Origin of the sequence: Streptomyces agglomeratus (genome assembly GCF_001746415.1) — a bacterium.
In the GTDB taxonomy this organism is placed as follows: domain Bacteria; phylum Actinomycetota; class Actinomycetes; order Streptomycetales; family Streptomycetaceae; genus Streptomyces; species Streptomyces agglomeratus.
This window is the reverse complement of the sequence record NZ_MEHJ01000001.1, coordinates 1,590,146-1,610,797: the sequence shown is the minus strand read 5'-3', so window position 1 is coordinate 1,610,797 and position 20,652 is coordinate 1,590,146. Positions and strand designations below refer to the sequence as shown.

Genomic DNA, 20,652 nt, shown 5'->3' with positions numbered 1-20,652 from the left:
GGGCGGTCGGGCAGATGAAAAGCAGCACTCTGCCGAGTACCAGGCATGCGGTGATGGAAACCGGCAGTCCTGGAAACCCGACCCGTTTGCCATCGGTAAGCCGGGGCACGTGCTCCATGTGCTTCGGACCGGAGGCACGTCCGTGGGAGCGGCGGTTTGGCGCTCCGGGCGTGTCACGTCCAGGAGCCCCGGCAACCTCCCCGCGGTGACATCCATCCGCCGTCTGCACCGTTCAGGGAGTTGCAACGAAGATGCGTACCACCACCGCTCGCAGGACGCACCCGCACCACGACGCCCCCGACACCACCGAGGCTTTCCGCCGTCTGTGTGCCCTGCCCGAGGGCGAGGAGCGGGACGCGTTGCGGCAGGAGATCGTGAACGCCTGGCTGCCGATGGCCGACCGTCTCGCGGGCCGGTTCCGCAACCGCGGCGAGGCCATCGAGGATCTGCGCCAGGTGGCCGCGCTCGGCCTGGTCAAGGCCGTCGACCGGTACGACCCGGACCACGGTTCGGCCTTCGAGAGCTACGCCGTGCCGACCATCACCGGTGAGATCAAGCGCCACTTCCGCGACCACATGTGGACCCTCCACGTACCGCGCCGCGTCCAGGACCTCCGCAACCGGGTACGCGCGGCCGGCCAGGAGCTCTCCGCCACCGTTCCGGGGGGTGCGCCCACCGTCGCGGAGATCGCCGAGAAGGCCGGGATGACCGAGGACGAGGCCCTCGCCGGCCTGGAGGCGCTCGACTCCTTCACCGCGCTGTCCCTCGACGCCCAGCTGCCGGGTACGGGCGACGGCTACTCGCTCAGCGACGCCCTCGGCGGCCCCGACGGGGCGCTCGACGTCATCGTCGACCGCGAGGCCGTCAAGCCGGCCCTCAGCCGGCTCCCCGAGCGCGAGAAGAAGATCCTCTACATGCGCTTCTTCCGCGACATGACGCAGAGCAGCATCGCCGAGGATCTCGGCCTCTCCCAGATGCACGTGTCCCGGCTGATCAGCCGCTGCTGTAACCGTCTGCGCGACGAGGCGATGCGGGACGCCGCATAGCGAGGGCCGCGTGGCGTGACATCAGGTCCATGACCTGCCCCTCCGCCATGGAGAACGCCCGCCGGGCGCCCGTACGGAACAGGGTGAGCACGCCCTGGACGGGCCCGGGGGCCCCGTTGTCACCCGGTGCCGTCAGCGGCACGCACAGCAGCGAGGTGACGTCCGCCCGTACGAGAACGGGATCGCCTGCCGGGTCCTGACCGAAGGCGTCCGTGTCCTCCGGCCGCACCTGGAGGCTCGCGGAGCCGCCCCGGGCGGCTTCCATCACCAGCGCGCAGTCGGCCGGGTCCTGTCCCGCCAGCGCCTGTACGAGCGCTTCGTCACCCGGACCGCCGGGCCCCAGCACCAGTGAGCGCTTCATCGGCCTTCCGGCGACGGTGTCGGCGACCACCCAGTCGGCGAAACGTTCGTGCAGTACCCGGGCGGCCCTTTCCAGAGCCGCCTCCGGGTCCCCCGGAGCGACGGACAGCAGCGCCGTCGTCATCGCGTCGACGAGGTCCAGTCGCTCCGCGTGCCCGGTCGTCTCCACCAGGTCCGGCAGCGCCGGGCGCCGCCGTCCCACCGCGACGGCCCCCGCGGACCGCGGCCTGCCGCCGGAAGGGGCCGCGCCCGCGGAGACCCCGGTCTGGAGGACGACGAGCACGGCCGGATGGGGCTCGTCCGGCGGGCGCAGCGCGGTCAAGGTGGCCAGCAGCCGTTCGTCCGGCCGCTGCTGGAGATGGACCGGCAGGCTCCGGTCGCCCTCGCCGCGCGCCACGGCCGCGGCCTGCGACCGCAGCGCGCCCCGGTCCCCGGGGCTCAGGAGCGCCGAGAGCGGGCGCCCCGTCGCATACCCGGCGCGTACGCCGGTGAGGCCCGTCGCGGCGAAGTTCATCCGGCGTACGACCGTGTCCTTGTCCACCAGGACGACCGGCATCGGCAGCCGTTGGAGCAAGGCCTTGAGCAGGTGCCGCTCCTGTCGCTCCTGCCGGTCGGGGGAGGGGGCGTTGGGAGCGGCGGCCTTCAGCCGCTCGTACCGGGGCCACAAGGTGTCGGCCACGTGCCGGAGTTCGAAGAGAGCCGCATCGAGGACGGCGAGGTGCTCGTCGCGCGGAAGGGCGCGCGCCGCCTTCAACTCGCCGACCCGTCTGACGAAATCCGCCAGCTCCGCGCCGAAGTCGTCCGTCTGCGTCATACGAGAAAGCTAACCGGTCCAGCGGTTTTGCGGATCGGGTGGCGGGAAGCCGCAGAGAGAAGGGAGGACCCCGCCATGCTGTCCGAGCAGGAAGTGCAGGGACCGGAACCCGACTCCGCGGTGCGCAGGCTCTCCGAACTCGCCGAGCAGTGCGCACGCTGCGCCCCGGCCAGCTGCGGCGCCGTGGCCACGATCGCGGACGGTGGCACCGAACGGCGCGCGACGGCGACCCATCCCGATCTGGCCGCACTCGCGTCCGTACAGCTCGCGGTCGGGGACGGGCCGATCCCCGCCGCGCTCGACCGGGGCGGGCCCGTGGACGCGGAGGACCTGCTGAACGAGGAGCGCTGGCCCGCGTACCGGGCGCTGGCGCTCGACTCCGGCGTACGGGCCAGTGTGACCATCCCCTTCTGCCGGACCGGCATCGAGGTCACTGTCAGCCTCTACAGTTTCCGCCCCGGTTCCCTGGAGCGCGCGGCGTACGGTCCGGTGGGCGTCCTGGGCGAGCAGGTGACGGCCGGCCTGGTCCGTGACCGGCGCTACCGCGAGGCCCTGGCCGAGGTGGACCAGCTGGAAACAGCGCTGCACTCGCGCGCCGCTATCGACCAGGCCAGCGGCATCGTGATGCACGCACTGGGCTGCGACGGCGAGGAGGCGTTCGCGGTGCTCCGGCAACTGTCGCAGCGGTCGAACCGCAAGCTGGCGGAGGTCGCGCAGAGGGTCGTCGAGGGCCGGGGCAGTGGCCTGGAAAGCACTCTGGCCCGGCTCGCGGCGCGCCCCTAGGCTCCCCCTCCCTGTCTCCCGACGTGCGAGGAGTTCCGTGATGAGCGCTGCGACGACCTCTGGGCCCCACCGCTCCCGGCCCGGCGCGGCCGACCGCTCCGGGCCGGGCGGAGTGGGCCGCCGCGACCTGCTGAAACTGCTCGCCGCGACACCCCTCGCCGCGCAGTGGGCCGCCGCGCCGGGCGCAGCCGCGTCGCCGTCCGGGGCGGTGTCCCGGCCGGTGTCCGCGCCCGGCATCGTCAAGCCGCTGCCGCCCGGCCTCTTCACCGTCCGGGGCACCAACGCCGAGACCGACGTCGCCGCCTTCGCGGGAACCGGCCGCCTCACCCCCGCCGACCGGTTCTTCGTACGCAACCACACCTCCACACCGCGCCTCGGCGAGTCGCAGTGGAAGCTCACCGTGTGGGGCAGCGGCCTGCGCGGCGGTCCGGTCGAGTTCACGTACGGGCAACTGCGTTCCCTGCCCTCCGTCACCCGCACCGCCTTCCTGGAGTGCGCGGGCAACGGCCGCGCCTACTACGACAGCCAGCAGGGGCAGCCGGTCACCGGCACCCCCTGGACCCTCGGCGCGATCGGCGTCGCGCGATGGCGCGGAGTCCGCCTCGCCGACGTGCTGCGGCGCGCCGGGATCGACGACCGCGCGGTCGACGTGATGCCGCGCGGCCTGGACGACGAGTTCGTCGCGGGAGGCGTCGGCATGGGCCGGCCCCGCAGGCCCATGCCGGTCGCCAAGGCGATGGACGACGTGATCCTCGCGTACGAGATGAACGGCGAGCCCCTCCCGTACGACCACGGCTTCCCGGTGCGCGTCGTCGCGCCCTCCTGGGTCGGGATCGCGTCCATCAAGTGGCTCGGAGACATCGAGGTCAGCGCCACGCCGCTGTCCTCGCCCTGGACCACGCGGTACTACCGGCTGTTCGGCGACGCGTACCCGCCGGAGGGCAGCGCTCCGCTCACCCGCCAGACGATCAAGAGCCTCTTCGAGTGCGCGCCGGGGACCGCCTTCGAGGCGGGCCGGATCCACCGTCTGACCGGCCGTTCCTGGTCGGCGGCGGCCGCCGTGCGCAGGGTGGAGGTCAGTACGGACGGGGGCGCGCACTGGCGCCCGGCGAAACTGCGCGACACCCTGCACCGCGACAGCTGGGTGCGCTGGTCGGCCGACTGGCGCCCGCGTCGCGAGGGCCCGGCGGAACTGCTGGCCCGCGCCACGGACGCGGCGGGCAACACCCAGCCGGTCACCTCGGTGCACAACGCCCAGGGCTACCTCTTCGACGCGGTCGTACGGCACAGGGTCACCGTGCGGTGAGCGGCGGCCCTCCTGGGTACGCCCGGAAACCTCCCCCGCGCGCGATCCGGCCCGGTTGACGCGGATCTTCCGGGGCAGCGGGCCGGGACGAACCGGCCCGCCCGGTGCCGAGCGGACCGGGGCCGAGGGGCACAGCCCCGGCGGGTCCCGCCCCACAAGCGCCGCACCGGAACCACCCGTATAACCGTATACAGGGCCAGCGGATCGGCGTGGAGGTGACCGCATGCAGCGGACGGTCGAGGAAGGGCGCGGACCCGTGCGGTTCGGGCCGCCCGCCCCCGGCCCGGGCCTGCCGGTACCGCCGGAGCTGTCCGCGGTCCTCGCCTCCGCCGCCGGACGCATCCACGCCGAGCCCCCGGGCGGCGGCCCCGCCCTGTGCGCAGCCGCCGCCGCGTACTGGCTGCGGCGCGGACTCCACGCCGAGACGCGGTGCGTCGCGGTCGCCTCCGGCGCCCAGCCGCTGCTGTTCGCGCTGATGGCCGCCGTCGGGGGCGACGTCCTGCTGCCGCGCCCCTGCCCCGCCTCGTGGGTGCCGCAGGCAACGATGCTCGGACGGGCCGCCTACCACGTGCCCACGCCGGCCGAGTGCGGCGGAGTGACCGATCCGTTCGCGCTGCTGGAGACCGTACGGCGGGTCCGCGACGAGGGCGGCGATCCGCGCCTGCTGCTGCTCTGCGTCCCCGACGACCCGACCGCCACCGTCGCCCCGCCCGAACTCGTGCACGAGGTCTGCGAGGCGGCCGTCTCCGAGGGCCTGCACATCATCAGCGACGAGACCTGGGGCGACACGCTGCACCGCCCGCAGGAGACGGTGTTCGTCAGCCCCGCCGAGATGTTCCCGGGCCAGGTGACCGTACTCGCCGACCTCGCCGGGGCGTACACCCCGGCGAGCTGGCCCGCCGCCGTCGCCCGCTGCCCGCTCACCGGCTACGGCGCCGCGCTGCACGCCAGGACCCTCGACCTGCTGACCGCGATCGGCGCCGTCGTGGCGGGGCCGGTGGCCGAGGCGGCGACGTACGCGCTCGCCGAGCCCGAGCCGGTCGCCGTCCGGCTGCGCACCGCCGCCGCGCTGCACGCGCGCCTGGCCGCCGCCGCGCACCGCGCGGTCCTCGCCTCCGGTGCGCTCGCCCGCCCGCCGCAGGCCGGCCGCCACCTGTACGCCGACCTCGGACCGCTGCGCGCCGGCCTCGCCGCCCGGGATGTCACCGACTCCATGGACCTGGAGGAGTACTTGACCGCACGTCTCGGCGCCGCCGTCCCCGGCGGGCACCGGTTCGGCGACGAGATGGGCGCGCTGCGCGTGCGGCTCGCGACCGCCCCCCTGCTCGGGGCAACCCCGGAGCAGTGTCTGGAGTCCCTCACGTCGGCGGATCCTCTGGAACTGCCGCACGTGGCCAGGGCTTTGACCACGTTCGCCAACGCCTTCGACGAACTTCGCTGACCCCAAGCCGGTTTACGCCACCGAACGGAGCACCCTTGATGACGGAGACGCAGCAGCAGATCGATCGGCCCGCTGAGCAGCCCGAGCAGCAGTCCGTACGCTCTCCCGCCGGCTCCGGCACGCTCGCTCCGCCCCGCCCCCTGGGTGAGATCCGCGCCTGGCCCCGGTCGTTCGCCGACCGTCTCACCACCCCGCTCCCGGGCGTCAAGGCGTTCGCCAGACTCGCCCGCGAGGGCGCCCTGCGGCCCGGCCCCGAGGGACTGCGTGACATCGCGCTGGTGCCCTACGAGCCGGGCCCGCTGCCCGCCGCGGACGTCACCACGCTCGCCGTCACCTGGGCGGGCCACGCGAGTTGGGTGGTACGCATAGGCGGGCTCACCGTCCTCACCGATCCCGTCTGGTCGCAGAAGATCCTCGGTACGCCCGCCCGCGTCACCCCCGTCGGCGTCCGCTGGGAGGATCTGCCGCAGATCGACGCCGTGGTCATCAGCCACAACCACTACGACCACCTCGACGCCCCCACCCTCAAGCGCCTCCCGCACGACACGCCGCTCTTCGTCCCGGCCGGGCTGGCCCGCTGGTGCCGCCGACGCGGCTTCACCCGGGTCACGGAGCTGGACTGGTGGGAGGGCGCCGAACTGGGCGGTGTCCGCTTCGACTTCGTCCCCGCCCACCACTGGAGCAAGCGCTCGCTGACCGACACCTGCCGCTCGCTGTGGGGCGGTTGGGTGCTCAGCGACCAACAGGGCCGCGGGCAGCGGGTGTACTTCGCGGGCGACACCGGATACGGCCACTGGTTCCGCGAGATCGGCGCCCGCCACCCCGGCATCGACCTCGCACTGCTCCCGGTCGGAGCGTACGACCCCCGCTGGTGGCTCAGCGACGTGCACGCGGACCCCGAAGAGGCCGTGCAGGCGTGCGAGGACCTGGGCGCGGCGCGCATGGCGCCCATGCACTGGGGGACGTTCGTCCTGTCCGCGGAGCCGGTCCTGGAGCCGCTGACCCGGGTACGGGCGGCCTGGCAGAAGGCGGGCCGGCCGCGCGACCGGCTGTGGGACCTGCCGATCGGCGGCTCGCGCCTACTGGAGCCCCGGCCCGACCGCGCCGCGGGGCCGCTAAGTACCCCGTAGCCGGCGCCACACGGCCGGCGCCCCGCTGATCACCAGCGTCAGCGCCACCGCCGCGACCACGCCCTGCCACGGCTCGGGGAAGAGCGAGCCGCCGAGGATGCCGATCAGCTGGTACGCCGCGGCCCAGGCGAGAGCGGCGGGTACGTCGCCCCGGGCGAACCGGCGCATCGGCATCCGCGACAGCAGGCACGCGACCATCACCGGAATCCGCCCGGCCGGGATGAGCCGGGAGAGCACCAGGACCTGCGCCCGGTGCGCGTGGAGTCTGCGCTGCGCCTGTTCGAGCCGGTCGGGTGCGGCCCGGGCGCGCAGTGACTCCAGCCGGCGCGAGCCGTTCTTCGAGCGGACCCCGCGCAGGCCGAGCCAGTACAGGCCGATGTCTCCGAGGAAGGCGGCCGAAGCCGCCAGCGCGAAGACGACGAGCAGCGCGAACGGGTCGCTGTGGTGGAACGCCACCACGGCGGCCGTGCTCACCAGCGCGCCCGTTGGTACCACCGGCACCAACGACCCCAGCAGCACCAGTACGAACAGCGCCGGATAACCCACCGCCTGCTGCGTCGACTCCGGGGGAACCTCACCGACCCGGCCCACCACTTCCTGCGCGGTCCCGACCAGGCCACTGTTGATCACCGGATGGCCTCCGGCCGGACACTCTCGCCGTGCCCGAGCCGGTGCACCGCGACCTCCGGCGCCAGCCGCGCCGCCTGCCGTACGAACTCGTCGCCCGGCGAGTGGAACTCGTGCGGCCTGATTCCGTCCATCCCGATCGGCCAGTACGTCCCGTAGTGCACCGGCACGGCCGCGCGTGGCGCGATCAGCGCGAGTGCCTGGGCCGCCCGCCGCGCGTCCAGGTGCCCGTGCCCCAGGAACGGCCCCCAGCCGCCGACCGGCAGCAGCGCCACGTCCACCGGCCCCACGGCGTCGGCCATGTCGTCGAAGAGCCCGGTGTCCCCGGCGAAGTACGTACGCGCCTCACCGGTGACGACGTATCCGAGCGCGGCGGTGCGGTGCGGCCCGAACGGCAGCCGCCGGCCGTCGTGCAGCGCCGGGACGGCCCGTACGACCAGGTCCTTCACCCGTACCTCGTCGCCCGGCCCCACCTCGGTGACGCGCAGCCCCTGCCCGGAGAGCCTGCGCAGCGCGGGCACGGCACGCCCGGCCCCGCGCGGCACGATCAGCTCGGTACCGGGCGCGAGGCGTCCCAGCGACGGCAGGTGCAGATGGTCGCTGTGCAGGTGCGAGACGAGCACGGCGTCGGCCCGGGCGGCCTCGGGCGGCGGCAGCGCCCCGCGCCTGCGGCGCAGATGGGCGAGGCGCCGCGCGAACAGGGGATCGGTCAGCACCCGGGCCCCGGAATCCGCGACCGTACAGGTGGCATGCCCCCACCAGGTGATCTCCACCGCCACGAACGGCCTCCTCGCCAGGTCTGTCGCTCCTACGAGCGTAGGCGCTGCCGGTGGGCGGGACCGTACGAGCGGCGACTCCGGTGCCACGAGGGCCGGCGGTGCCGGGCGGGTGCGCCGTACCTCGTGCGCCGTACCCGTGCGCCATACCTCGCGGGCCGTACCCGTGCGCCGTACCTCGTTGGGGGGAGTCCTTCGCGGAGCCGACGGGAGTAGGGTCTGCGGCGACAGCAGGCGCGGCGGGAGGCGGGGGCGTGGACGACGTACGAGTGGCGGTCATCGCCAGCCTGACCCCGCTGGAGGAGCTCGACAGCGATCCGTTCCTGGTGGACACCCGCGGCCAGCAGGCGATGTGCGCGCGCTGGGCCGCCGACAAGGGGTACGCCGTCACCCGCCAGCTGCTCTGCTACGGCATGCGCCCCGACCACCGGGCGCTGTGGGCGGACGTCGACGCGGGCGCCGTGGATCTCTTCCTCGCCGCCAACGAGCGGGTGCTGGCGCGGGCCCTGACGTCCGTGCGGGAGTTCTCCGCCGAGTGCGAGCGCCGGGGCGTACGGCTGGAGACGGCCGGCCTCGACGAGCCCGCGTACAGCGCCGCGGCGAAGGCCGCCGTACACCGGCGACTGTCGATGCCGACGGCTGGTTATGACGGCTGCTGACCTCTTCTGAACACCTCGGCCCTCTTCTGACGGCTACCGGTTGCCGGTCACCGCATCGGGGCCCGGTCACCCCGTCCCGTTGTGCCACGCTGGAGAGGGAGCGGGCCCCGGGTGCGGGCCCGAGGGCGGCCGGGACGTGAGGTGGGGACGGCGTGGTCCGACGGCGGTGGCGCAGGGCGGGCAGCGCTGTGTTGCGCGTGATCACGGTGTGGGCCGTCTCGACGCTCACGATGCTGGTGCTGGCCGGCCTCCTGCCGGACTTCCAGCTCAAGGCCGACGACGGCGACAGCATCACCCGGGTCGCGCTCACCGCGGTCTGGGGCGCTGGCGCGTTCGGGCTCCTCGTCGCGCTGGTGTGGCCCCTTGCGGTACGGGCGCTCCTGCTCGTCCCCGCACTCGTCCTCGGCCTGCTCGTCTTCTTCCTCAACGGCTCGCTGCTGCTCGTCGCGCTCAGTCTCATCCCCGACGGGCGGGGCGAGGCCGAGCCGGAGACCGCGGTCGTCGTCGCCGCCGTCATGTCCGCTGTCGCCTCGGCGACCTCCGCCGCCCTCGCCGTACGCGACGACGACGCGTACCGGCGCAGGCTCTCCCGGCTCGCCCACCGCCGCGGCCGGCAGGGCGGCGACGACGGGCGCCACGGCCTGCCCGGGACGCTCTTCCTCCAGCTCGACGGCGTCGGCCACGACGTCCTGCTCCAAGCCGTCGCCGACGGCCTGATGCCGACCGTGGCGAGCTGGCTCGACGGTGCGGAACCCACGCACCGGCTGACCCCGTGGCGCACCGACTGGTCCAGCCAGACCGGCGCCAGCCAGCTCGGCATACTGCACGGCTCGAACCACGACATCCCCGCCTTCCGCTGGTACGAGAAGGAGAGCGGGGAGGTCGTGGTCTCCAGCCGCCCGGCCAGCGCCGCACTGATGCAGCGCCGCGCGGTCGCCCGTACCGGAGACGGCGGGCTGCTCACCCTCGACGGCGCCAGCCGGGGCAACCTCTTCAGCGGCGGCGCCGACCAGCTCGCCCTCGTCCTGTCGATCGCAGCCCGCCGAGGCAGGTCCAACCGCTCCCGCGCCGGCTACTTCGCGTACTTCTCCGACCCGGCCAACGCCGTCCGCACGGCGCTCTCCTTCGTCGCCGAAGTCGTCCGGGAGATCGTCCAGTCCACCCGCGCGCGGCTGCGCGGCGACAGCCCCCGGGTCAAGCGCGGCGGCCTCTACCCCTTCATCCGGGCCTTCGCGACCGTCGTCCAGCGGGACATCGTGGTCGCCGCCGTCCTCGGCGATATGCTCGCCGGACGTACGGCCGTCTACGCCGACCTGGTGGCGTACGACGAAGTGGCGCACCACTCCGGACCGCACAGCACGGACGCGCTGAAGGTCCTGGAGCGGCTCGACCGGTCGCTGGAGCTGGTGGCGAAGGTGGCCGAGCACGCTCCGCGCGCGTACCGGATCGTGCTCCTGTCGGACCACGGGCAGAGCCCGGGGGAGACTTTCCAGTCGGCGTACGGGCTCACCCTCGCCAATCTCGTCAGGGCCGGCTGCGGGCTGCCCGTGCCGCGCCACGCGGCGCGCACCACCAGCGCCTCCGAGGCCCGCGACGCCGTACGGACCGCGCTGCACCGGCCGGTGCCCGACGACGAGGAGGAGCCGGAGCACCCGGAGCCCGGGTCCGATCCGGTCGTGCTGGCCTCGGGCAACCTGGGGCTGATCTCCTTCCCCGACACCCCGGGACGGGCCACGCGCGAACAGCTGGACCGCCGGCACCCGGCGCTGCTGACGACGCTCGCGAACCATCCCGGGATCGGCTTCCTGCTCGTACGGAGCGAGGAGCACGGAGCGCTGGTGCTGGGGGCCGGCGGAGCCGAACACCGGCTGGACGACAGCGGCGACGGTGGGCCGGCGGGGGACGCGCGCCCGCTGGCGGTGTTCGGCGCGGGCGCCGCCGACGCGGTACGCAGGACCTCCGGCTTCCCGCACGTCGCGGACATCATGGTCAACTCCTGGCACGATCCCGACACGGGCCGGGTGCACGCCTTCGAGGAGCAGATCGGCTCGCACGGCGGGCTGGGCGGCGAACAGGGCCGGCCGTTCCTCCTTTCCCCGTACACCCTTTCCCCGCCCGTCGCGGGCGGTCAGGAACTCGTGGGCGCCGAGCAGGTGCACCACGTGCTGCGGCGGTGGCTGAGGGAGTGCCAGGGGCCGCAGGTGCCGGTGGTGGCGGCAGGGGCTCCGGCGGAGAATCCACGGCCTGAAACAGAAGCGGAAGGATCTTTTCCGGTTTCTGGCGGCGCCGTACAGGATAAATCCGCCTGATTTGGTGCACTGTTCCCCATACCAGAACATGGTCAGGTTTTGGTACGGAGAGAGGCGCACAGCACCCCATGACCACCCTGGCCACCCCATCCCCCGAGCTCACGGCCTCGCACGACACCGGCGACGCCCCCGGCAAGCACGCCCGGCGCTTCGGACTGCCGGTCGCGACCGCCCTGGTCATGGGCAACATCATCGGCGGCGGAATCTTCCTGCTGCCCGCCTCCGTCGCCCCCTTCGGCACCATCAGCCTGGTCGCCTTCGGTGTGCTGACCCTCGGCGCGATCGCGCTCGCGCTGGTCTTCGGACGTCTCGCCGAGCAGCACCCGCGGACCGGCGGGCCGTACGTCTACGCCCGCGAGGCGTTCGGCGACTTCGCCGGCTTCCTCACCGCCTGGAGCTACTGGATCACCACCTGGGTCTCGAACGCGGCGCTCGCGGTGGCCGCCGTCGGATACCTCGACGTCCTGCTCCCCCTCCACGGCTCGGTCGCCGCCACGATCACCGCCGCCCTGGTGATCCAGTGGCTGCCCGCGCTGGCGAACCTGGCCGGCACCCGGTACGTCGGCGCGGTCCAGCTGGTCTCGACGGTGCTGAAGTTCGCCCCTCTGCTGCTGGTCGCCGTCGGCGGCCTCTTCCTCTTCGACCCCTCGAACCTCGGCCCCTTCCAGGCGGGTGACGCCGGCCCGTTCGGCGCGATCTCCGCCTCGGCGGCCATCCTGCTCTTCAGCTACCTCGGCGTGGAGTCCGCCGCCGTCAGCGCGGGAGAGGTCCGAGACCCCCGGCGCAACGTCGGCCGCGCCACGATCCTCGGCACGCTCGGTGCCGCGTTCGTCTACCTGCTGGGTACGCTCGCGGTCTTCGGCACCGTCGCCCACGACAAGCTGATCGGTTCGACCGCGCCCTTCTCCGACGCCGTGAACGCGATGTTCGGCGGTACGTGGGGCGGCGCCGCCGTCGCCTGCGCCGCCCTGGTGTCCATGACCGGCGCGCTGAACGGCTGGACGCTGCTGAGCGCGCAGACACCGTACGCGGCGGCGAAGGACGGCCTGTTCCCGGCGGTGTTCGCCAGGAAGCGGCGCGGTGTCCCGACGGCCGGCGTCCTGGTCACGGCCGTCCTCGCCTCACTCCTGACGGTCTACAACTACACGGCGGGTCCCGAGGGCGTCTTCGAGACCCTCGTCCTGGTCACGACGTTCACGGCGACCGTCCCCTACCTCCTGGCGACCGCCGCCCAGATCTACTTCCTGGCCTCCGGGCGCTCCGCCGGCGTCAACCGCCCCCGCCTGATCCGCGACGCGGTCCTTGCGTCGCTGGCCGCCGGTTTCTCGATGTGGCTGGTGGCGGGCTCGGGCTACGCGGCGGTGTACCAGGGCGTGCTCTTCCTGTTCGCCGGGGTGCTGGTCCACGCGTGCATCTCGGCCCGCAGGAACCGGAACAGCGGCAGGACCGGGGCGGCGGCCTGACAGACCGCGTGGCCGGCTCTCCCGGCGCCCGGAGCCGGACCCTCCGGACGCCCCGTCGCACCGCTGCCGGACGGGCCGCCGAACCCCGCTGGGTGGCCGACGGGCCGCCGAACCCCGCTGGGCGGTCAGTCCGCCGCGGGGCCGCCCGCGTCCGCGCCGGGCGCCTCGGCGGCGGACGGGTCCAGGATGCGGTTGAGGAAGTCGCGGGTGCGCGGGTGCCGGGGGTCGCCCACGACCTGCGCGGCCGGACCCTCCTCCACGATCACCCCGCCGTCCATGAACACGACGCGGTCGGCCACCTCCCGCGCGAAGCTCATCTCATGGGTGACGACCATCATCGTCATGCCCTCCGAGGCGAGCACCCGCATGACGGAGAGCACGTCACCGACCAGTTCGGGGTCCAGCGCGGACGTCGGCTCGTCGAAGAGCATCACCTCGGGCCCCATGGACAGCGCCCGTGCGATGGCCACCCGCTGCTGCTGCCCGCCGGACAGCTGCGCCGGATAGGCGTCGGCCTTGTCGGCCAGCCCGACGCGCTCCAGGTTCTCCCGGGCGACCTTCGCGGCCTCGGCCTTGCCCCGGCCGAGCACGCGCCGCTGGGGAAGGACGAGGTTCTCCGTCACGGTGACGTGCGGGAAGAGATTGAACTGCTGGAAGACCATGCCGATCCGGCGGCGTACCGCGTCGATGTCGACCTCGATGTCGGTGACCTCCGTGCCGCCCACGAAGACCGTGCCCGAACTGGGCTCCTCCAGCAGGTTCACGCAGCGCAGCAGCGTCGACTTGCCGGACCCGGAGGGCCCGATGACGCAGACGACGTCGCCGCGGGCGACGTCGAGGTCGATACCGCGCAGGACGTGGTTGTCTCCGAACGCCTTGTGCAGACCGCGGATCTCGATCTCGGGCTGTGGCATCTGCTCGTCCTCACTTGGCCTTGTCGGCACGGGCCTCGAGCCGGCGCACGAGGAAGCTCAGCGGCACCGTCACGATGAGGTAGCAGAGCCCGGCGACCAGGATCGGGGTGGAGTTGGCGGTCTGGCTGGCCAGGTCCCGGCCGAACTTCGTCAGCTCCCTCTCGTCGAGGGTGATGCCGAGGAACAGCACCAGCGAGGAGTCCTTGAACAGCAGGACGAGTTCGTTGGTCAGCGGCGGGATCACGATGCGGAACGCCTGCGGGATGATCACCGACACCATCGCCCGGGCGTGCGAGAAGCCCAGCGAACGCGCGGCCTCCATCTGCCCCTTGGGCACGGCCTGGATGCCCGCCCTGATGGTCTCGGCCATGTAGGCGGCGGCGACCAGCCCCAGACCCAGGGCGACCTTTCCGTACGTACCGCCCGGAATCTCGGTCCCCGGGAACGCCAGCGGTACCGCGACGCCCACGAAGATGAGGATCAGCAGGGCGGGCAGACCGCGGAAGAACTCGATGTAGACGCTCGCGAGCCACCGGTAGGGGGCCACGGACGACAGCCGCATCAGCGCGACGATCAGGCCCAGTACGAGCCCGAACGCGAACCCGGAGAGCGTATACACCACCGTGTTGCGCAACGCGGTGGTGATGATCTCCGGGAAGAGCTCCGCTACGAGATCCTTCTGCGCGAACTGGTTCTGGAGGCGGTCCCAGTCGGCCAGCACACCGACCAGGACCAGAGCCGCCACGAAGAGGGCGTACTGGACGCCCTGGGAGATACGGCGCCGCTGCCGCCTCGAGAGGCGAGAGGTCACGACTGGGCCTTGGGCATCGGTCCGATCCACTGCTCGTACAGCTTCTTGTACGTGCCGTCGGCCTTCGCGTCGGTGATGGCCTTGTCGATGGCGGCCTTCAGCTTGGTGTTGCCCTTCTTCACCGAGAACCCGTACTGCTCACCGGTCTCGATGTTCTGGCCCAGGACGAACTGGTCGGCGTTGGCCTTGTCCTTGAGCCATCCCTGGACGACGGGGTAGTCGATGACGACGGCGTCGACCTGGCCGGTGCGCAGCCCGTTCAGTACGGCGTCGGAACTCTCGAACGCGACCGGGTCGAAGCCCTGGCTCTTCGCGTAGCTCTCGCCGGTCGTCTCCGCCTGCGCTCCGAGCTTCTTCTTCCCGGACTTGACCTCGTCCAGCGTGGTGACGCCGCTCTTCTTCGAGGCGAGCAGCGCCTGAGTGGCGTCGAAGTACGGGACGGAGAAGTCGACGTTCTTCTTGCGCTCGTCGGTGATGGTCATGCCGGCGGCGGCGAGGTCGCACTCGCCGGAGTTGAGGAAGGCGCCGGTTTTGAAGTTCTCGAACGGCGTGTCGAGGATCTCCTGCTCGACCTTCAGGTTCTTGGCCACGAGGTCGACGAGTGCCACGTCGAAGCCGACGACCTCGCCGCCCTGCTCCGACTGGAAGGGCGGATACGGCAGATGGGTGCAGGTGGTGAGCTTGCCCTTCTCGACCACCGGTACGCCGCCGGCCGCCTCGCCGGGGCCGTCGTCACCCGAAGAACAGCCGGTGGCGACGAACAGCCCGGCGGCTGCGGCGCCGGCGGCGAGGGTGCGGATGGTGCGGGCGCGGTGGCCCTTGGCCGTCCTGGACACGGTTGACCTCCATGGGGCGGGGCGGACGTCGGCGGGGGAACCGAGTCGTCAGCGGTGATCGTAAGCCAGTGACCCGGCCTTCGCGGACCTCTTCTCACGGCCTGGACTATGCCGAGGTCCCATTCCCCTCCCGCCGGGTCTCATGCGCGCGACGCGGCACCGCATGCCGTACGCGTCGGGCCCACATGCCGTACGCGCCGTGCCCGCCCGGCGGCGGCGTCGTGGCCGGGGCCGGCCTCGCCCGAGGACGACGGTCCGAGCGCGGTCCGCCGGGCGGTGCCGGCGCCGGCCCACAACGACGCCCGCCCCGGTGGATCCGGGGCGGGCGACGGTGTGTGCGGTGCGAACTACACGTTGTTCTCGGCGTCGATGAGCTGCTTGATCCGCCGGTCGATCGCCGCGGCCTGGGCGCGGGCGCGCTTCGCCGCCGCGGGCTCGCCCATCCGGTCCAGCTGGGCGGCCTTGGCCTTCAGGTCGGCGGACTGCTTGCGCAGCTCTTCGATGTTGACGGTGATGCCGCCCCCGCGAGCGGCCATGGTGTGCACGCCGGCGGTCGTGGCGGCGTGCGCCGGCAGAGCCGTGAGAAGAACGCCACCGGTCATCGCGGCGGTCACGGCGATCGTGGAAATACGTCGAAGCATGAGAGCTTCCCCCTGGTGCAGGTCGGTCATTACCTGTCGGTAACTATATCGCAAATGATCTTGTACTCGGTTCGCGTCCCCACCGTGTCGGCCCGCTTCAACAGCAGTTCGCGTTCCCGGGCGTTGCGGGTCAGTGAAGCCGCCCGCTCGAACTCCGCCCGCGCCTCCCGCCCCCGTCCCAACCGGCCCAGCAGGTCGCGGAGCGCCCGCCCCGGTCCCCGGGGGCTACGCTCCCGGCACCCAGTAGTTGTGCACCTGCCCCGTCTTCGGCGTGCCGCCCTGCGGGATGCCGACCTCCGACGCCACCGGCATGACGACCTCGTTGAACCGCTGGAGAGCCTGCTCGGACTCCCACAGGTCGAAGATCTGGAGTCCGGAGGCCGTCGGAACGGCGACGTGCGCCAGGCACCCCTCGAAGGGGTTGCCGGGAAGCGACTGAAGCTTGGCGTTCAGCTTGTCGTACTGCTCGGTCGTCACGCCCGCCAGTTCGGCCTGCATGAAAATCGCCATCGGGGGTCTCCTCCGTGTGAACAGGTCCGGTTCCCTCCCCGCCGCCCCACCGGCGGCCTGTGCCCGCGACCAGCACACCACGCCGGCCCCTCGGCGGCATTCCGCCCCGTGCCATACGGAGTAGGACGGGAGAAGTCCCACGGTTCACCCCCGGCCCGGTCATTCGAGAGGCGCGACAAAGGGGGGCTCGGCCGCCTTGGACCCGTTCTCGATATAGCGGGACAGGGCGAACCCGCTCTCCCGCTCCTGGGCGGGCGACTGCGGAAGCGGCCACCGCAGCGCCTGGTAGAGCAAACCGCGGTGCACGTCGAAACAGGATGCGAACACTTCGCCGTACGAAGCGGCGGCGCCCAGTGCCCTGATGTAGGCCCCGGCGGCGACGAGGACTCCGCCGGGCAGGGCCCACCAGGCCCACGGCGTCCAGAGGACGAGGAGTGCGCCCCAAAGGACGCTCTGCAGCGCGAGGTTGAGCCGGAGCCGCGCTTCGGTGATCTCCTGTCTGGCGGTATCGGGCAGCAGCAGCCACAGCCGTGGCCAGCAGACCTCGGTGCTCAACCCGTAGCGCGTCCGGGGCCTGTCCTCGAACGCTCGCAGGGTGTTGCCCAGCCGTGTGGCGAGCTGACGGCCGGGTTCGGCGGGGACGAGGAGGTAGCGGCGCTCGAGCTCGGCGTAGTCGCGGTTCTGCTGCCAGGTGCGGTCCGAGAGGTTCAGGCCGGCCAGGTGGCGCAGTTTTTCGGTGTCGCGAGCGATCCGCGTGCGTCGCCGGGCCAGGAGCGGTGCGTAGAGACGGTCGAACTGGTGCGGCCAGTGCCCGGACAGGAGGCGCGCAAGCGGGACGGAGAGCCGCTGGGCGGCCATGGCCAGCAGTGTGACTCCGATGAGCGGTACCACGACGAGCAGCCCTTGCACGATGACCGGAAGCCCCTGCATCCGGTCTCCCATGTGTTGGGTGACCGCGTGCCATCCGTCGTGGCTGATCGAGGGCTCGGTACGTTTCCAGTTCCATGCGACCAGCCCTGCCACGCAGAACAGCAGAGCCGGTGACAGCAGCAGGGCGAGCCAGCGTTCGGCGAGCTTTCCACCCAGTCCGCTCCAGAATTGTGTGAGCACGGGGGCCGCCTAGTCCGAGCTGGTCGCGGGCCGGAAGACGAGCCGCAGGTGGGTGTGGACGGGGCAGTGGCTCGGTGGCACTTCTGGATCGTCGGCGCTGAGCACGGCCCAGGCATAGCCGCCCTCCGGACAGACCCAGCGGTCCTTCGCCACGGGCCGGCCCAAGGTGTACGGCGACTCCGCGCTCTTCTCCCCGTCGATCTCCGGGAGAAGTTCGTCCAGCCGCTCACGGGTCGCGGGTGAGGAGGCGAGCAGCTCGACCAAGTCGTCCTCGATCTTCAGCCGGGCCTCGGGATCGGTCTCGGTCCTCGCGCGCTCCGTCAGTGCGGCCAGCGGCCCGGCCAGCGCCTGCCCCTCGCTCTCCTCCGTCAGTTCTGTCAGTCCGTTGAGGATGGTCTCGGCGACGTCGACGATTCGGGATTCTTGGCTCATGATTCCTTCCCCGGGCTCGCGGTAACGCTGGCGCGGTCGAGCGCGGCCCACGCGGCGCGCAGCGCGGCGCTCGCGTTTGCGGAGCCGGCACTGTCGAGCGATGACCGTTCCAGTTGACGCAGTCGTTCGGACAGGCCGGGGTCGGCGGCCGCAGGAAGACCGCCCCTACCGGCGTCGCTGAACAGGGCGTGTACGGCGGCGAACTCGCCGATCGCGGGGCCCTCGTACAGCGAACCTGCGAGAGCCTCACGCACGGTGGCGGCCATCTGAATGAGATGGCCGAATTTGTGTGCCGATTCCGTACCGCCCTCTGACCAAATCTGAGTGATACGCCTGGCGGACACGCTTGCGTGACGCGCCGCTTCTGCGGTGTGTTCTCCGTCACCGTTCGCGGCGGCCCGGACCGCCCAGTCGCACGCGGCTGCGAACCGGGAGCGCAGGTCACCGCGGTCGGGGTCTGAGGACGCCAGCCGGTAGATCTCGGTGGCTCTCTCGTTCTGCTCGGCGAGAGTGAGCGCCCGGGCCAGGCCACGCAGCTGCGCGGGGAGCCCCGGCCAGCGGGCCCGGGGGACGGCGAGTGCGAATTCGAAGAGCTCCAGAGCTCTTTCCAGGTCGGTTCGGACGCCTTGCCGCTCGAACCGGGCGAGCAGACTGTGTCCTAGATCGTCAACGAGCCGGCCGCGTTCGCCGGCGCCCGCGGGCAGAACCGAAAGAGCCTGTTCGCCGAAGGTGATGGCGGAGTCGAGGTCGGAGATCTGTCCGCGCAGCAGGTAGCGCCTCGACAGGAGGGACGACTGCCATCCTGGTATGAGGAAGCGGTGAACAGTCCCCGAAGGTGCGCACGCGGCGACGCGGTGGACCGTGTCGAGGGCGGACGCCAGGCTCTTTTCGGTCGGCCTCTCGATGGCCTGGGCGACGAGAGCCCCGGCGAGGTTGTGCAGGCGTTCCCAGAGCACCGGATCGCCTTCGGAAGTCCGTGCGACGCTCTCCCGGAGCAGCTGGATGGACCGCTCCAGGTCTGCGATGTCGCCCAGCCGCCGGTACCGAGTGGAGTGGACGACTCCCAGGTTGTTGAGCCCGTAGGGGCGGTATTCCGAGTCTTCCGAGCACAGAGCGAGTACGTTCCGATGTGCGCTGACAGCGTTGTTGAGGTCGCTGGTCCGCCCCATGTGCTCGTACCTCAGACGTAGGCACAGCCCAAGGTTCGTCACGAGGCCGAGGGCCTCCGTGGAGGCCCTCGTGGACCGGCGTGAGGCTGCCTCGAGCACGTGGACCGCTTCATCCAGGTCGTGAAGGTTGGAGCGCAGCAGCGACCTCTGCCTCAGGGCCAGACCCAGTCGGTTGGCGTGGAGGAGATGCAGCTCGTCCTCAGGCCCGTTGAGGCGTAACAGCGTCTGATACGACTCGATCTGGCGGTCGAGATCAGTCAGGCTGCCCCAACGCTCGAACCGGTCCTGTAGAGCTTCGGCGAGCGGGGCGAGGTAGGGCGCTTTGAACGGCTCGGGGCAGGCGTCGAGGTCTTGCCGTAGTGCGTCGACCACGCGGTCGAGCGATTCGTCGGTTTCGGCCCGCAGGCGCATGAACCGGTACAGCTGTGCGTGCTCTGTCGTCCTGCCCAGCCGCTCCGGCGAGTCGGGGCTCAGCTGCTCAATGACGCGCCCCATCGCCTCGGTGGCCGCCACGGCGTCCTCGAAACTGTTCGTTACCGCGCCGCGGCGTACACAGGCCACCGCGAGCCCGAGCCAACTGGTGCTCCGTTCCCCCACAGGACGCCCAAGAAGGTCGGCGGTCTCTGCCTGTCTCTGCCAGGCGGAGACCACTGCGCCCAGGGTGTCTTCGGTCGGCGATGCCTCGGCGAGGCGCTGGGCGTGCTCGACCTCGCGTACGGCCCGGCCGAGCAGCTCCGGCACCTCCTCGGTGTCGGCGACCTTCCACTTCAACTGTTCGTCGAACGCCACCTCGGTTCCGGCCTCACGGCAACGGTCAAGAAGGCGCCGTACCCCGTCCAGTGTGTCGGCGGATGCGGAGTTGTGCGCGTACCGCACCCGGAGCCGGGTGAGAACCTCGGCAGCGGCGTCCTCCCGCAACTCGGGGTGCCGCAGGACGAAAGCTCGTGTCGCATGCCAGGTCTGCTTGGCCGTGAACTCATGGATGAGGCCCGACAGCCACTGAGCACGAAGGGGCGTGACGCTGATAGGGATGCCGCAGCAGTCCGCGTACCTTCTGTCGCTGCCGCACCAGCAAGGGGCCTCGGCCCGTGGCGGCCAGTCGATACTGATGCTTTCGGCCTCCGCGGCGTAGCGCGTGAGGTGGTCCTCGACCCACGGTACGAGCTCCTCGGAGTCGCACCACGACAGATAGGCGTCGACCGTCACCCGCGCTATCGCGAAGCGCTCGGCGAGGGGGGTGAGGTCGCGGAGTATCCCCTCATGGCGGAGGCAATAGGAGCTGAAATCGCCGCCCGCCCACTCCGCGTCGAATTCCGGCCACAGCCGACGTACACGCACGAACTCCTCGGCAGGCAGCCACCAGACCGTCAAGAGAGGCGCCCTGGTGACAGGTTCATGCTCCGCTGACATCCAGACAGGTCCTTCCCGTCGGAGAAAAGTGACCCACTGTCGGGATTGTCTCAGGCATCCTGGGATTTGAGGCCCCATGTGCGCGAAGGACCGTGCGCACTGATC

The 20,652-nt window shown here is 71.9% G+C and carries 19 protein-coding genes; 8 read left to right on the top strand and 11 right to left on the bottom strand.

The features are described from left to right. Positions 1–251: 251 nt before the first annotated feature. The gene (locus tag AS594_RS06640; RefSeq protein WP_069926140.1) at positions 252–1,046 is read left to right on the top strand and encodes an RNA polymerase sigma factor SigF; all 795 of its coding nucleotides are present in this window, start codon (positions 252–254) and stop codon (positions 1,044–1,046) included. Here the strand turns inward: AS594_RS06640 and AS594_RS06635 are convergent. Beyond that, positions 994–2,220 carry a PAS domain-containing protein gene (locus AS594_RS06635; RefSeq protein WP_069933291.1) on the bottom strand — a complete coding sequence of 409 codons (1,227 nt, stop codon included), beginning with the start codon at positions 2,218–2,220 and terminating at the stop codon, positions 994–996. The genes AS594_RS06640 and AS594_RS06635 overlap by 53 nt on opposite strands. 75 nt (positions 2,221–2,295) lie before the next feature. Here AS594_RS06635 and AS594_RS06630 point away from each other — a divergent pair, with 75 nt between their 5' ends. The 4 genes from AS594_RS06630 to AS594_RS06615 all read left to right on the top strand — a co-directional run bounded on the left by AS594_RS06630 (position 2,296) and on the right by AS594_RS06615 (position 6,880). After that, positions 2,296–3,003: an ANTAR domain-containing response regulator gene (locus AS594_RS06630; protein ID WP_069933292.1), complete on the top strand. Its 708-nt coding sequence runs from the start codon at positions 2,296–2,298 to the stop codon at positions 3,001–3,003. Between the two features lie 40 nt (positions 3,004–3,043). Then, entirely contained in the window at positions 3,044–4,309 is a 1,266-nt protein-coding gene (locus tag AS594_RS06625) for a sulfite oxidase (RefSeq protein WP_069933293.1), read from the top strand. A gap of 223 nt (positions 4,310–4,532) precedes the next feature. After that, on the top strand, positions 4,533–5,750 hold the full coding sequence (locus AS594_RS06620) for an aminotransferase class I/II-fold pyridoxal phosphate-dependent enzyme (protein WP_069933294.1): 1,218 nt from the start codon (positions 4,533–4,535) through the stop codon (positions 5,748–5,750). Between the two features lie 38 nt (positions 5,751–5,788). Next, positions 5,789–6,880, top strand: a complete 1,092-nt coding sequence (locus AS594_RS06615) for an MBL fold metallo-hydrolase (protein WP_107393218.1) — start codon at positions 5,789–5,791, stop codon at positions 6,878–6,880. On the opposite strand, the gene AS594_RS06610 is transcribed toward AS594_RS06615, so the two are convergent. Beyond that, entirely contained in the window at positions 6,866–7,510 is a 645-nt protein-coding gene (locus AS594_RS06610; RefSeq protein WP_240508956.1) for a DedA family protein, read from the bottom strand. The two genes, AS594_RS06615 and AS594_RS06610, sit on opposite strands and share 15 nt — an antisense overlap. Continuing rightward, complete coding sequence (locus AS594_RS06605; protein ID WP_069926134.1) at positions 7,507–8,286, bottom strand: MBL fold metallo-hydrolase; 780 nt, start codon at positions 8,284–8,286, stop codon at positions 7,507–7,509. Before AS594_RS06605 ends, AS594_RS06610 begins: the two co-directional genes overlap by 4 nt. Before the next feature lie 251 nt (positions 8,287–8,537). Here AS594_RS06605 and AS594_RS06600 point away from each other — a divergent pair, with 251 nt between their 5' ends. The 3 genes from AS594_RS06600 to AS594_RS06590 all read left to right on the top strand — a co-directional run bounded on the left by AS594_RS06600 (position 8,538) and on the right by AS594_RS06590 (position 12,714). Further along, a complete protein-coding gene (locus tag AS594_RS06600) occupies positions 8,538–8,942 on the top strand; it encodes a hypothetical protein (protein ID WP_069933295.1) in 405 nt (134 codons plus the stop codon). Between the two features lie 191 nt (positions 8,943–9,133). Continuing rightward, the gene (locus AS594_RS06595; RefSeq protein WP_069933296.1) at positions 9,134–11,251 is read left to right on the top strand and encodes a phage holin family protein; all 2,118 of its coding nucleotides are present in this window, start codon (positions 9,134–9,136) and stop codon (positions 11,249–11,251) included. A 68-nt stretch (positions 11,252–11,319) separates the two neighbouring features. Beyond that, the gene (locus AS594_RS06590; protein WP_079148263.1) at positions 11,320–12,714 is read left to right on the top strand and encodes an amino acid permease; all 1,395 of its coding nucleotides are present in this window, start codon (positions 11,320–11,322) and stop codon (positions 12,712–12,714) included. A gap of 125 nt (positions 12,715–12,839) precedes the next feature. Here the strand turns inward: AS594_RS06590 and AS594_RS06585 are convergent, their stop codons facing one another. The 8 genes from AS594_RS06585 to AS594_RS06550 all read right to left on the bottom strand — a co-directional run bounded on the left by AS594_RS06585 (position 12,840) and on the right by AS594_RS06550 (position 20,475). Continuing rightward, a complete protein-coding gene (locus tag AS594_RS06585; RefSeq protein WP_069933297.1) occupies positions 12,840–13,628 on the bottom strand; it encodes an amino acid ABC transporter ATP-binding protein in 789 nt (262 codons plus the stop codon). 10 nt (positions 13,629–13,638) lie between these two features. Further along, on the bottom strand, positions 13,639–14,469 hold the full coding sequence (locus AS594_RS06580; protein WP_176733174.1) for an amino acid ABC transporter permease: 831 nt from the start codon (positions 14,467–14,469) through the stop codon (positions 13,639–13,641). Continuing rightward, on the bottom strand, positions 14,436–15,275 hold the full coding sequence (locus tag AS594_RS06575) for an ABC transporter substrate-binding protein (protein WP_069933298.1): 840 nt from the start codon (positions 15,273–15,275) through the stop codon (positions 14,436–14,438). The genes AS594_RS06580 and AS594_RS06575 overlap by 34 nt, the downstream gene beginning before the upstream one ends. A gap of 347 nt (positions 15,276–15,622) precedes the next feature. Next, positions 15,623–15,916 (bottom strand): hypothetical protein, encoded by a 294-nt coding sequence (locus AS594_RS06570; RefSeq protein ID WP_069930318.1) that lies wholly within the window; start codon positions 15,914–15,916, stop codon positions 15,623–15,625. A gap of 225 nt (positions 15,917–16,141) precedes the next feature. Further along, positions 16,142–16,426, bottom strand: a complete 285-nt coding sequence (locus AS594_RS06565; protein ID WP_069926128.1) for a hypothetical protein — start codon at positions 16,424–16,426, stop codon at positions 16,142–16,144. Between the two features lie 159 nt (positions 16,427–16,585). Beyond that, complete coding sequence (locus tag AS594_RS06560; protein WP_069926127.1) at positions 16,586–17,536, bottom strand: hypothetical protein; 951 nt, start codon at positions 17,534–17,536, stop codon at positions 16,586–16,588. A gap of 9 nt (positions 17,537–17,545) precedes the next feature. Further along, the gene (locus AS594_RS06555) at positions 17,546–17,968 is read right to left on the bottom strand and encodes a hypothetical protein (RefSeq protein ID WP_069926126.1); all 423 of its coding nucleotides are present in this window, start codon (positions 17,966–17,968) and stop codon (positions 17,546–17,548) included. Next, positions 17,965–20,475, bottom strand: a complete 2,511-nt coding sequence (locus tag AS594_RS06550) for an SEC-C domain-containing protein (RefSeq protein ID WP_167367990.1) — start codon at positions 20,473–20,475, stop codon at positions 17,965–17,967. The genes AS594_RS06555 and AS594_RS06550 overlap by 4 nt, the downstream gene beginning before the upstream one ends. Positions 20,476–20,652 lie beyond the last annotated feature (177 nt).

Coding starts and splice junctions, on each gene's coding strand:
- AS594_RS06640 (WP_069926140.1), top strand. CDS start 252: ATGCGTACCACCACCGCTCGCAGGACGCACCCGCACCACGACGCCCCC.
- AS594_RS06635 (WP_069933291.1), bottom strand. CDS start 2,220: ATGACGCAGACGGACGACTTCGGCGCGGAGCTGGCGGATTTCGTCAGA.
- AS594_RS06630 (WP_069933292.1), top strand. CDS start 2,296: ATGCTGTCCGAGCAGGAAGTGCAGGGACCGGAACCCGACTCCGCGGTG.
- AS594_RS06625 (WP_069933293.1), top strand. CDS start 3,044: ATGAGCGCTGCGACGACCTCTGGGCCCCACCGCTCCCGGCCCGGCGCG.
- AS594_RS06620 (WP_069933294.1), top strand. CDS start 4,533: ATGCAGCGGACGGTCGAGGAAGGGCGCGGACCCGTGCGGTTCGGGCCG.
- AS594_RS06615 (WP_107393218.1), top strand. CDS start 5,789: ATGACGGAGACGCAGCAGCAGATCGATCGGCCCGCTGAGCAGCCCGAG.
- AS594_RS06590 (WP_079148263.1), top strand. CDS start 11,320: ATGACCACCCTGGCCACCCCATCCCCCGAGCTCACGGCCTCGCACGAC.
- AS594_RS06585 (WP_069933297.1), bottom strand. CDS start 13,628: ATGCCACAGCCCGAGATCGAGATCCGCGGTCTGCACAAGGCGTTCGGA.
- AS594_RS06570 (WP_069930318.1), bottom strand. CDS start 15,916: ATGCTTCGACGTATTTCCACGATCGCCGTGACCGCCGCGATGACCGGT.
- AS594_RS06565 (WP_069926128.1), bottom strand. CDS start 16,426: ATGGCGATTTTCATGCAGGCCGAACTGGCGGGCGTGACGACCGAGCAG.
- AS594_RS06555 (WP_069926126.1), bottom strand. CDS start 17,968: ATGAGCCAAGAATCCCGAATCGTCGACGTCGCCGAGACCATCCTCAAC.